Here is a 12,635-nt window from a genome sequence, read left to right as displayed (position 1 = left end):
GATGATAGGGTTAAGGTGGGATGATGAAAATCGCACTAAAGAATGATATTTTTATTTCAAAATAAGAGATCCAAGTTTTATTCCATAAAAACGGTAGTGCCGCCCTACGTGGCGGCAAATTAGAAAGCCGCCACTACCATCCCATTATGGGGATAAAAACGGGATCAATTCCATTCTATCGAGTGACCTGAATTTTCATCATCCCAGGGTTAAGGTATCTGAACTTCTGATAAACATCGTGATACGTAAACAGCGGATACTGGATTATTACCGGAAACGACAAAGAAGTTCTTGAAAATCGGGTCAAGCCGATTACCGAGAAGTTTCTTGCGGAAAGAGGGTTGAGGTTATCTCCGGAAAAAACCCGTATTGTCCCTTGACACGCTAATCCTTTCGCCTCTGAATGGGATTCCTGTTTTGAGAAGAGAGGAGCATGGAAGATTCAGAGAAATCTTTCTGGACAAAAGCGAATCCTGGCTGTTTGGCACCGTCAACATGGAACATGTACGGTCTGTTCAAGACTTCTGACTGAAAGAGAGGAATTTGAAGTCCATCATATTCTTCCCCGATCTCAAGGAGGAACGAACCTGTCATCCAATGTGGCGCTGCTCCATTCTATTTGTCACAACCAGGTATCACCCTTTATCAAACGTGGTTTTGTCGGCTGAACCCGCTTATCAAGGCTTGAGCGGATTACTGTGAAAACCGTACGATCCGTTCTTAGGGGAAAGCGTTGTGGTAACACTACCCTCTTACCCGACTGGGAGGGGGAAGAGAAAAGCTCCCCTCTACCCGATTATACATTTTTTTCATTTTACTTCTCAAATTCTTAACGGTTGCGGTATGTGACGTCCGGCATAACCCAATACCAGTGAGTGAATTTGGGATTATAATTAATAAGCAATCTAATTACAGTGAGTTATAGTTTATTTCGGGGTTTCAATTAAATCCTGGCGAAAAGTTTGTAGTTCCGCCTTCAGGCGGCTTTTCCGCAGGGCTTTCCGCCTAAAGGCGGGACTACGAACCTGATTTCACTCACGGGTATTGCGGCATATCCGAATGTGCCGAATGCCAAGCCTGCATGGCGTAGCGTATACCTGCTGTTATGGGCCGTTTGTAAACCGGTTTTCATCGTAATTCTCCTGCGGCGGGTCTTTAGTTTTTAAAACTTGCCCATCTTTTCAGATGGAGCCATGGACGGCGGAAGCTGATCTTCATTAAATAGTCCTGCTTGTTCACAAGCTTCAAGGAAGGGTTTTTTGAGAAAATTAGCGTCGCTCAGTAGATCCGACGAAAGATACTCAAGCTCATTTCTCAGCACTTCTTTAGGTGTTTTCTGATAATTCGTTGATTCGGTAAAAATCCTATTAAGCCAATTGATTTCGCCACGTTTGCCGCAACAATGAGCTGCAAATCTCTGATCTATTCGAAATAAATCTATCCAGGTGTTTACCTCTTCTTCATAGCCATCAGATGACAAATTCAACATGAGGCAATCAGGGGTCATTTTATACCATTTTTTTTCTGTAATTGTTATATCGATGTTTGCTTTATATTGTTCAGTCGAAAATGGATAAAACGCCTTTCTGTTAGACCCGTCTTGATTAAAGACCGTGTCTTTATCTTTCTTGTTTCCGGAATTGCATTTGTTACAAGAGGGTGCAAGATTTTGAAGATTCACTGAGTTAAATGGATACAGGCTTTTTGGCAGATAGTGATCAAAGGCCTCACGGGTAGGATCAAATTCGCCATCAAGAGGTTGTAGCCCACAGAACGGACAGATATCTTCATTATTCGTACGAACAAAATCAGTATAGTATTCAGAGAGTGTTGATTCAAAGGCATCTTTAACAAGCTTTAAGTGAAAGAATCCAGAAGAGTACAGCTTTGAAAAGAAATCTTTCAATAATTCATTCAGTTTTTCTTTAGTTGCCAATAGATCACAATATTTCGAGGGAGGCTGTGTACAGGTCTTTTTACAAACATCCTTTATGCTGTTATTTATCTTGTGTATCGTTTTATAGCATTCAATTTCCTTAGCTGTTAATATTTTGAATTCATTGAATATTTGATTTACATCGTTATAGAAAAATGCTGCTGCCCCGACATCTTTCATCTTTCCTGCGGCATCGAGCCGAAATAGCTCTTCCATAATTTGCTTCCAAGGCTTCCCCTCTTTCTCGAATATGTCAGCTCCATATTGAAGCGATGAAGCCTTACACCAAACTTCATAGAATATGAAGTCAATAAACTCCTGCATCATTTCCATCTTGTGTGGAACATACTTATAGGGAAACAGCATTACTTTCCCCCCTTATCAATATCAAGCATCGTTTTAATCAGCAGGATTTTTTCAATAGAGTCACCAAGTGTTTCATTTATTTCGTTAATGAGATTCTCTGGATTTTCACCATTTTCATATCGGGATTTCATTTCACTAAGTTTTGATTCAGCAAAACCACCAATCGTTTCCCGTTTATTGAAAACACTCATTGTGATTTTATTTATCGAAGCTCCAAGGGTATTGTAATCGGGTCGAGTAATTGCCACTTTTCCAGTCTCTTCATCTTTTTCGAACACCAGGACTTTTTCCGGCTTGCTATCAGAAATTAAAAATGGTGTATGGGTAGTAATCAGCATTTCTCTGAAACTATTGGATGTGGGAAAGCAGTCTCGAAGGCGGGAGATAAATTTTGATCTCCAATCCGGATTGAAATGAGTATCAGGTTCATCAAGTAAAAAAAGCACACTGTTATCACGGTAGAGGGTGCAAAGTCCCAATGTGTGCAGAAATTGATTTTCACCATCAGAAAGGGCTTTACAGTAGACTATGCGGTCTGAATCTACACCTCGTTTTTTCAGAATAACATCTTTGAAACGAACCACTCGAAGGTCAGAAGGAAGAACGGGAATTGTTTCATTGAAATAAAGGCTATTTGATTGGTACATTTCCAGCTTCTGCTGATTGCTAACCGAATAGAGATTGAGTGCCAGAAGTAATTGCAGTGATTGGAAAAGCTTCAATGGACTTTCAAAATGAGCTCTGAAGGCTTTCTGGCATTGTTCATCCAGCCAAAAATCCATGTATAAGGTGTCCTTATCATCCCGGAAAAAAGAGGTAGCACAGCTTTTCAGGCTGTTAACAATGGGAGCCGCTTTTTCAAGAAGGGGCCATTCAGAACGAAGCCCTGTTGAACCATCGGATTTGCTGGTGGCTGGAGATGTGGTCGAGCTTGATGATACCCCTAGCCCTGAAGGATACTGAATGTCCCGAAGTATAATTCTAAAAAAGTGTATTCCCTCAAGGCCTATTTCCTGGGCAAATGGAATTAATGTTGATTTCTCACCAAGAATGAAATTGCTCAACAGTATAGCCTGACTGAAATCCTGGTCCAAAAATGCAAGTCGCCCCTCCGGCTGGTCCCCATTGGGCGGACATGAGTATCCTATATTTTTTCTGCTGAAATCGGCATATTCATCAAAATGGATAAATCGCATCTTGAAGAAAGACAGGCTGAGAATTTCATTTTCGCCTGAGGAGTAGGCAAGGATAAAATCAGGCAGAATCTTTTTAACTAATTGACTTTGAAGTGGTTCATGAGGATCCAATTTAAGTCCATTGAGAATGAAGTATTGCGGTCCCTTGTCGATTTCTTTGGTTATTAAAACCCGTGGATAATGTTCATTCGTTGCTAAAGCAAAGTCCGCAAAGGGTTTGCCATAAAACTCCAATTCAAAAGCGTCTGGTGATCCAATCTCTTCCCGGTAACCATTAGGGACAGTTTCCTCGTTGTATTCAAATAGATCGGGACGATTTACTAATCCTTTGCAATCCAAATGAAAAAAGATTGCCGCTAATAATTCAAGCAGATTTGACTTTCCGCTTCCATTTGGCCCGGCGCAAATGAAGGGCGCAAACTCATCATCACGGTCAAGCTCCCACTCCCTGCGAAAGTGATATTCAAAGCCGGGTTGCAAACTTCTGAATCCGTGAGGATCGGTAATCTTCAAGCGGATCAATTTCATTTTGTCAGCCTCAACTGAAGTGATTGGCTTTCTGCGTCAAATTGCTGCGTCAAAACCTCTTCTCGCAGCATTTCAAAAAGAATACTTCTGATTCGTTCATAAGATGAAAGATCGATTCTTTCCAGTTCTGATAGTTTCTTTGACAGTTCTTCAAAAGAGAGCCCTGTTTTGTCTGTCAATATATCGGTAATATCATAACGGGTAAAAATATGCTTTGGCTCTTCATCCTCTTCGTCTGTATCAATATTCTCTGGTGTACGATACTGTTGCTGCCAACTTGAAAAATCGGGAATAGCGGCCTGAAAGCGGCGAGCTACAGCTTCGGAATCATCCAGTGTTCCGGAAAGGGTTGTATGAGAAAGATTAAGATTTGCCAGAGTCTTCTGCATTTCCATAAAAGGGCGTGAGGCGTTTTCCAGGAGCTTTTTTTGTTGTTCTATGAATCTCATATCGATTTTGGGAAGAGATGCCGCAAGTTGCTGTGCCAGTCTACTGGTACTTCGGAAAGCCTCCAACTGTTCCACTGTCATTTGTGGAAGAGTTGAAAGTTTCGCAAGTTCTGCCATTGCACGGGAAACGGACGACATATTCTTCAATTCATCCAGCGGGTTTTTCCAGAGCCGGGCCTGTTCTGCCAGCATTTGAGCCGCTTTCATTGTAGGGCTATCAAGATTGATTGCCATTGCTTCTTGCAAAGCCCTAAGTGAAGCACTGCTATTGTTGAATTTATTCAGGTCTGCCAGTGTTTTCTTCATTGTTTCTGACAGACCTTCATCAAAAGGGAGCACTGGAACATCCTCAGGTTTCTCCGCTTCTTCCACCACCGGCAACGGAACCCTTCCCAAATCCAGCTCCCCCTTAAACGCCTTCTGGCTGAGAGCACCATAGAGATTTTCCAGATTGGAAAGGCTGGATTGATAGCGGGATTTCAGGGATTCGACTTTTGAGACGATAGAGGCGAATTGGTTTTGTAGAGTTATGGGTGGCACAGGAATCTTTATGCTTCTAATTGCATTCTTAGTAATTGTTTTTGTGACAGCACCTTTTACATGTTTCTGTATAGCATTAGTTCCAAAATCAGATGTTAACAAATAATACATATAGATGTTATTGAGTTTATTGTTAAACCTAAGAAGAAATGCATTCATGCCTAATGAAACTGGTCTATTCAAAAATGGCATTAGATATACTCGACCCGCACTACCAATTTTATTGATGATTATTTCACCTCCATAAACCTTTGATTTCGAAAGAAATTCATAAGCTTTTTCTGTTATATAATTACAACCGTCCACGAAATTTTTATTTTCTAAGTCTGTAGTTCTAACCATTAAAGCAAAATCAGGTGTCGTTTGTAGTTCAACATGATCTCTTAAAATTTCATAACTACCATTTGCATGATAATCAGTTAGGACATCAATGTATTCTCCAAAAGACTTATAGTTTCCTTGGGTAAAATGATCCCCGAACATCTCCAGAAACACACTTTTCAGCAACTCATCCAACTGCTGCAGGTGTTGTTTACGCCGGGCGATCATCCCTTCCACTTTGCCCAGAAGATGGGCAATGCGTTTTTGGTCGTCGATGGGCGGGAGGGGGATTTGGATTTTTTCCAGCCCTTTAAACTTGAGCGAATCACGAACCGCACCTTCCGTATTTGCACGTATCTGAATATTTCCCCAATCGCTCTTTAGAAAACGAAGTAAATAGTCTTCACTTAATTTGGAGTCGGTTTCGAATATAATGTAAAGAGGGCTTACTAGAACTTTATCTTTATTGCGTAAATAATCTATTGATCCAACATTGATACGAGATGGATTATAAGCGAATTGATCTCGGGAAACTATCTTGTAATTTGACACATCTTTGCTGAAAACCTCTTTACTAAAGTAGTCAGTCGATAGAGTGAAGCCGGCAGAGTTTGTTACTGAGTAAACTTCAATATCAGCTTCATCTTTATTACGAAGGCTAAATTGTTTAACATGTTCTCCAAGCGGTTCAATTTTATAATTAGATTTCATCCAATCCTCTCCCGCAGTTCCAGCAACTCCTTCACAATCCCGCTTTCCATCTTTTCCAACAATTTTCTGTGCCTTCCATGTGTTCCGTGGTTAAAAAAAAGCCCGCTATCTAACCCTTCCAAATCTTTTCCGTGCATTCCGTGCATTCCGTGGTTAAAATCATTCATTCCTCACCCCCAATCTCTTTTCTCTCACTCATCACTTCCTCAATCATCCGACGCTCCCGTTCAATCTCATTTTGCAACTGTTCTTCAGTAGGCAAATAGAGCATATACCTGGAGGCGAAGATTTGCTTGTTTTCGTTCAGGATTGAATATTTGGCAACGGCTTCAGATTTATCGGAGCAGAGGATCAGTCCAATGGTTGGATTGTCGCCGGGAATTTTAAACTGATCTTCGTAGAGCCGGACATAGCCATCCATTTGTCCGATATCGGCATGCTTGAGTTTTCCCATTTTGAGGTCGATCAGCAGAAAGCACTTGAGGATGTAGTTATAGAAGACGAGATCGATATAAAAATCCTCGTCATCAAAACGGATATGCTTTTGACGAGCGACGAACGAAAACCCATTACCCAATTCCAGCAGGAAACTTTGCAGGTTATCAATAATCGCCTGCTCCAGTTTGCTTTCGTGCAGTATCGGTGGATCGGGCAGACCTAAAAACTCCAGTACGAGCGGTGATTTGATGATGGATGCAGGGTCAATGCGTTCACCTGACAGCCGTTCCCGGCTTTGTGGCAGCAGACCTTTTTTTCCCTGGTTGGCGATAATCCGATCATAGTAAAAACTGTGGATTTGGCGTTCGAGCTGCATTTTGCTCCAGCCGCATTCGATGGCTTCGCGTTCGTAGAAGTCGCGGGCCTCCATGTTGTCCACCCGCATCAGGGCACGGTAGTGTGACCAGGAGAGCTGGGGACTGAAACCGTTTATCAATTCTCTCCCCGTCCGGGAGAGAATTGAACTGGATGGATCGAATGCACTATCCGACGGGTAGTGTTTTGGTGATTCTCCACCCGATTGGTGGAGAATTTCAAGGGTACTTTCTCCACCAGCCGGGTGGGGAATCTGTATTCTATTCTCATAAGTGAGAAAAAATTGTCTGAAATACCATAAATTCGAAGTGGAAAACCCCTTTTTATACCTTTGCTGGAGTTTTGCCGAGAGTGATTCTATTCGCTGTTTTCCATATTCCGCTCGGTCTTCACCACCCTGAATTTCCTGTACAATCTCCCGGCCAATCAACCAATAAGCCGTAACCATATTGGTATTGACGGCACGAACAACATTGCCACGGGCTTGTTCGAGAATGGACACAACCCGGTCAAAGAGAGTGTTGTCAATTGAGATATTTTTATTATTCTGGTTACTCATCCGATCATCTCCCGCAATTCCAGCAACTCCTTCACAATCCCGCTTTCTAACCCTTCTAAACCCTTTTCGTGCTTTTCGTGTATTTTGCGGTTAAAAAACTCTTCACCTACTTCTTCCTTCAAAAGATTTTCCAGAATCACTTCCGGCTTTTCATACTCGACTTCTTCAAAAACATCCTCTTTGTAACGGCTTAAAGAAAGATCATAGTTATTTTCATCATTGGCAATTTCCGCATAGGGTACCATAAAGCATTTCCGGGTACGGTCGGTGTCCTTCTCTGCATTACGAGCTTTGAACGTCTCCACAATATCAACCAGATCCCCATAACCGTCCTGCTTACTCCGCTTGTCATCCAGCGAATAACCATCGGAAGCCATTTCATAAAACCAGACCTGTTCCGTGGCCGGTTTTGTCACTTTGTCTTTTGGACCCCACACCTTGGTAAAGAGCAGCACCGCCGTACTCACTCCGGCGTAGGGTTTAAAGACACCGCTCGGCATGGTAATTACCGCTTTCAGATCACACCGTTCCAACAGTGCTTTACGCAATTCCCTGAAGGCTCCGCCATTTCCAAATAAAACTCCCTGAGGCACAATCACCCCGGCAGTTCCCCCTTTTTTCAGCAGCCGGAAAATATTCTCCACAAAAAGAAGCTCTGTTTTAGTGGTCGAGAGTGTGAGATTTTCATTAATGTCACCCTTGTCGATACTGCCGGTGAAGGGCGGATTTGCCATGACAATATCGTATTCGGATTCTTCGGTAAAACTCTTGCTGAGGGTGTCTTTATAATCAATATGGGGTTCGTCAATCCCATGCATCATCAGGTTCATCAGCCCGAGGCGAACCATGGTGCTGTCAATGTCGTAGCCATAAAGAGATTCGTTAAGAATCGCCTGCGACTTTTCGGTAAGTCCTGCGGAAACAGAGGTACGAACAAAACCGTCCTCATCGGGAACAAGGTCTTTGCTTCCAGCGTTGAGGGCCAATTGCGTTACAATGTACTGATAGGCTCCAAGAAGAAATCCCCCCGAACCGCAGGCAGGGTCAGCAATACGGTGTCCAAGTCGCGGCTGTACCAGATCGGCAATCATTTTGATAATATGACGTGGTGTTCTGAACTGCCCGTTTTTACCGGCACTGGCAATTTCCGAGAGAAGCATTTCATACACATCCCCCTGAATATCCTGAAAGGCTTGCCCTTTTTCTTTGGAATCCTTCTCCATCACTTCAAAGATTTCATCAATGGTCTTTACGGCTTCCACTAAAAGTGCTGGTTTTGGGATAATAAAGACGGCATTTTTCATATGGTGGGTGAAGTTGGATTCCGCACCGTTGAGGTCTTTCAGATAGGGAAACACCTTTGACTGCACATGCTGTAGCATCTCTTCGGCGTGCATTCGCTTGAACTCGCTCCAACGCAGAGTTCGTTTGTCAATTTCATACAGCTTTTCATCTTCAGCTTTTTTATCCGTCTCTTTTTGGGTGTCATCTTCCCGGGATTTTGCACGATATTCCGGTGGAATCCAGGTGCCTTCAAATTTGGAAGCGTACTTTTCACCGGTCCATTCGGCATCGGCTTGTCTCTTCTGATCCAGTTCATCCAGTCGCTTCATAAAGAGCAGATAGGTGATCTGTTCAATGGCAGTGAGGGGGTTGGATATTCCACCAGACCAGAATTTGTTCCAGAGTTGGTCAATCTTGCTTTTCAGTTCAGGGTTGTTTTGCAGCATCGTTTCTCTTTTAGGTCCTCACTGGTACTTGTTACGCGGCAAGTCTTTCAGTGAGTTGTAATATTTCGTTTATTTCCGCAGGTGAGAAAACACCTCGTATTCCCTGCGGGTGAATGACCGTAAATGGTGCGTTGATCAGATCTTTTTTCTCTACCTTTTCACGCTCCACGATAAAGTTTTTCAGCAGATTCAAAAACTCAAGCTGTCTGCTGTTGAGATTGCTGTGCTGTTGTATGAATCGATCAAATGCTTCCTGTACGGTATCGGGAAAGCTTTTGAGGATTTCAATGCCAAGAATATGGCGGATAAACTGAATAAAGCGGGCTTTGCGATTTTTGTAAACTTTCTGCAGCAATAGCTCCGTTATATGTGGATGTTCTTCGATCAAGAGCTTTGCCAGATTCTCTGCTTCGTCGGGAGAAATTTCTTCGCCATCGCGAATCTTTTTAAGAATTGGATTCTCTTCCGTTAAACTGGCAATGAGTTCTTCCACCATTTCCCTGTATCGGGTAATACTCACCGCTTCATTTTGGGGGCCAAACTCCACCATCTCTTTTTTATGGAGTTCATCTCTAAAATTAAGTGTGATCGGCCCGACTGTTCCAGCATCGCTTTCACGGAATTTCATTAAGGGGGCAAGCTTTTCTATCAGCTCATCAAAATCGGATTCGCTGATCTTTGACCAGTAGCGGTTTGTCTGAGCGGCCCGAATCAGTTCTTCCTCTTTATTTACAAAAGAGACGGTCAGTGGCAATTCGCTGATCAGTTCGACAACTCCTTCCTTCAGGGTGTCGAATAGAGTCTTTTCCTCTTTGATTTTTGCCAGAGAAACTTCCAGAATATCTCTTTCAAAACGCATTGCCTTAAAATCGGCGTCAGAAACAGTACGGAAAAGCGGTTTGATTTCATTGCGTAGAAATTCCATTTTTTCATGAGTGAGGGTAATCCAGAAATTGTCATCCTCAATAGAATGAAGTGCTTTGGCCGCTTCTTTGATCACTACAGAGTTTTTCGGTAAAGAGGCAATCTGTTTTCTAAGCTTAGCCACCTCAGCAAAAACAACCTCATCAAGTCCTTGATCCCGGGCTGCTTCTATTTTATCAATGCGGAACCCTGCCAGTTTTACCGGCAATGGGATTTGTGGTTTGAGTTCTTTCCCTTTGGGCTGGAGCTTGAAGTATTCAAAATTATCCCAGCAGTCAATGATCAGGAAAAAATCTTTCTGAGTACACCAGGGTTTTGCTTTTTTGGCTTCCAGCAAGCGAGTACCACGGCCAATCATCTGCCAGAATTTAGTGTAAGAGTACACCGGTTTCGCAAACACCAGATTGACGATCTCACGGACATCAATTCCTGTATCCAGCATATCCACACTGATCGCAATGCGGGGCATATCGTTATTGGTAAACTGATCCAGCAAACCGCCTTTGCCATAGACACGGGGATCATCGGAGACAAGAACTTTAGCCAGTTCGCCTTTGTATTCGGGATAGAGCTTGTCAAAGATTTCTTCCATTCGACGAGCATGGGCTATTGATGAACAGAAGAAGATGGTTTTTCCCGGTAAAACCCCATTAGGATCTTTGATGGACTCTTCCATAAATTCTTTGACAATCAGTGTATTCGTACCGGTGCTGATTACCTGCTTTTCCAGTTGAGTGCCTTCAAAGTTAATCTCTTCAATATCCTTTCCATCCAGAATCATTTTTTTCTGGTCTTCCAGAGATATGGTTCTCTTATTGATCCCATCCATCTGAAAACGGGTCTGGATTTTCATTACCTGAAAACTGCTCAGATAGGGTGGAATATTATTAACGGCTTCTTCGTAGGTGTAGGCAAAACTGGGGAGGCCATCTTCGCAGTGAAATAAATTAAAGGTGTTGTGGTCAATGATATCGGTGGGGGTTGCCGTGAGTCCCAGGGTTATGGTTTTAAAATAGTCCAGCACTTCACCATAGGTATTATAAATGGATCGATGACTTTCATCGATTACAATGAAATCAAAAAAGTGGGATGAAAGATTTTGTGATTCATCCCGAATAATATTGAGCATCGTGGGATAGGTTGAGATATAAATCCTGCGGTCTTTTGCCAGCAGCTTTTCCCCGACATTTGGCCAACGAGGTTCATTAGGAAGATGTTCTTTAAATGCAGAAAGTGCCTGCTCACGCAAAGCGATTCGATCCACAAGAAAAAGAATCTTTTCGGCATGACCAGAACGCATCAGAGCGTCAACCAGAGCAATACAAGTTCGAGTCTTACCTGTACCTGTTGCCATTACCAGCAGAAAATCGCGTTTTTTCTGTTCAATTCCTTCAAGAACGGCACGGATTGCCCGAATCTGGTAATCACGACCTGCGATATCGGTATTGATCAATTCCTGAGTAAGTGCTTTGCGATTTCTCCGTATGTAACTGTATCTTTCCAGATCATCACGAGTGGGAAAGCCCACTGCTTTCCGTGGGGGGTAGTTTTCCAAATCCCAGAAATAGGTTTCCAGCCCATTGGTATAAAAGCAGAATGGAAGTTCCCCACCGATCTCTCTTTGGATATTGTAGCAATATTGTTTCGCCTGTTCTCTACCGATTGCGGCATCTTTACTGGATTTCTTGGCTTCAACAACAGCCAAGGGCTTTGCGTCTTTCCCTAAAAGAACATAGTCTGAGAATTGATGTCCTTGATAAGGAGTTCCTGGTTCCGCGACACCAGAAGCCACCCCAACATGAATATCGTATTCTTTTACGACCTGAGTAGGGTCTTTAACATTCCAACCGGAGAGTTCCAGTTGCTTGTCAATTCGTTTAATTCTGGTTAATGCTTCCGTTTCAGACATAACTCATTTTCAATATATTCTGATTATCAATAGACTTGTTGTGAAATAATACTTACTGAAATACAAGACCTTTTTCAGATTTTAGATGCCAATTCCAGAGTCCGCATGCGATGAGCATCAACGAATCCTCAAAACCTGTTTTTTTGTTTCGATAAATATCCGTGACGGCTTTGTATCGTTTGATACCCGCGATCGTGTTTTCAACAATCACTCGAATTTTTGATATCCAGCGATTGTCTTCTTTTTGTTGAGCGGTTAATTCCCCGTTTTTCGGTTTTTTTCGGGAATCAACACACGAAGATTGGGATAATCTTTAAGAATTCCAGTAAAACCAGAGTCAACCGCGACAACTATTTCCTTAGGGATCTGATTCCCAATATTGGAGTCCTTAAACATTTGGTAGTCATGAGAACTTCCATTTTGTGTTTGAGAGAGAACATGTACTTTTCGGTCAAGATCCACCACGACCAGATTTTTTTTACTATGACGTTTCTTCTTACCGGAATAGTTCTCTTTTTGGGTGTCATAATCCTTTCGCCTCTGAATGGGATTCCTGTTTTGAGAAGAGAGGAGCATGGAAGATTCAGAGAAATCTTTTTGGACAAAAGCGACTCCTGGCTGTTTGGCACCGTCAACATGGAACATGTCCGGTC

The 12,635-nt window shown here is 42.6% G+C and carries 9 protein-coding genes and 1 pseudogene; 1 reads left to right on the top strand and 9 read right to left on the bottom strand.

Annotated elements, in window-relative coordinates; all coding sequences use genetic code 11:
* Window positions 1-440 precede the first annotated feature (440 nt).
* Window positions 441-668 (top strand): HNH endonuclease, encoded by a 228-nt coding sequence (locus HQM11_09645; protein ID MBF0351286.1) that lies wholly within the window; start codon window positions 441-443, stop codon window positions 666-668.
* A gap of 494 nt (window positions 669-1,162) precedes the next feature.
* On the opposite strand, the gene HQM11_09640 is transcribed toward HQM11_09645, so the two are convergent.
* The 9 genes and pseudogenes from HQM11_09640 to HQM11_09600 form a co-directional block, all read right to left on the bottom strand.
* Window positions 1,163-2,302: a hypothetical protein gene (locus tag HQM11_09640; GenBank protein ID MBF0351285.1), complete on the bottom strand. Its 1,140-nt coding sequence runs from the start codon at window positions 2,300-2,302 to the stop codon at window positions 1,163-1,165.
* Window positions 2,302-4,026: a restriction system-associated AAA family ATPase gene (locus HQM11_09635; GenBank protein MBF0351284.1), complete on the bottom strand. Its 1,725-nt coding sequence runs from the start codon at window positions 4,024-4,026 to the stop codon at window positions 2,302-2,304. Before HQM11_09635 ends, HQM11_09640 begins: the two co-directional genes overlap by 1 nt.
* Window positions 4,023-6,047: a restriction endonuclease subunit S gene (locus HQM11_09630; GenBank protein MBF0351283.1), complete on the bottom strand. Its 2,025-nt coding sequence runs from the start codon at window positions 6,045-6,047 to the stop codon at window positions 4,023-4,025. Before HQM11_09630 ends, HQM11_09635 begins: the two co-directional genes overlap by 4 nt.
* Window positions 6,044-6,214 (bottom strand): hypothetical protein, encoded by a 171-nt coding sequence (locus HQM11_09625; GenBank protein MBF0351282.1) that lies wholly within the window; start codon window positions 6,212-6,214, stop codon window positions 6,044-6,046. The genes HQM11_09630 and HQM11_09625 overlap by 4 nt, the downstream gene beginning before the upstream one ends.
* Window positions 6,211-7,419 (bottom strand): DUF1016 family protein, encoded by a 1,209-nt coding sequence (locus tag HQM11_09620; GenBank protein MBF0351281.1) that lies wholly within the window; start codon window positions 7,417-7,419, stop codon window positions 6,211-6,213. Before HQM11_09620 ends, HQM11_09625 begins: the two co-directional genes overlap by 4 nt.
* Window positions 7,416-9,149: an N-6 DNA methylase gene (locus tag HQM11_09615; protein ID MBF0351280.1), complete on the bottom strand. Its 1,734-nt coding sequence runs from the start codon at window positions 9,147-9,149 to the stop codon at window positions 7,416-7,418. The genes HQM11_09620 and HQM11_09615 overlap by 4 nt, the downstream gene beginning before the upstream one ends.
* A 31-nt stretch (window positions 9,150-9,180) precedes the next feature.
* Complete coding sequence (locus HQM11_09610; protein MBF0351279.1) at window positions 9,181-11,982, bottom strand: DEAD/DEAH box helicase family protein; 2,802 nt, start codon at window positions 11,980-11,982, stop codon at window positions 9,181-9,183.
* Between the two features lie 52 nt (window positions 11,983-12,034).
* Window positions 12,035-12,265 (bottom strand): annotated as a pseudogene (locus HQM11_09605) (transposase).
* Window positions 12,238-12,558: a transposase gene (locus tag HQM11_09600; GenBank protein ID MBF0351278.1), complete on the bottom strand. Its 321-nt coding sequence runs from the start codon at window positions 12,556-12,558 to the stop codon at window positions 12,238-12,240. Before HQM11_09600 ends, HQM11_09605 begins: the two are co-directional and overlap by 28 nt.
* Between the last annotated feature and the right edge of the window lie 77 nt (window positions 12,559-12,635).

This window comes from SAR324 cluster bacterium, assembly GCA_015232315.1.
In the GTDB taxonomy this organism is placed as follows: domain Bacteria; phylum SAR324; class SAR324; order SAR324; family NAC60-12; genus JADFZZ01.
The sequence above is the reverse complement of the archived record's forward strand: the minus strand, read 5'-3'. Positions and strand labels throughout refer to the sequence as shown.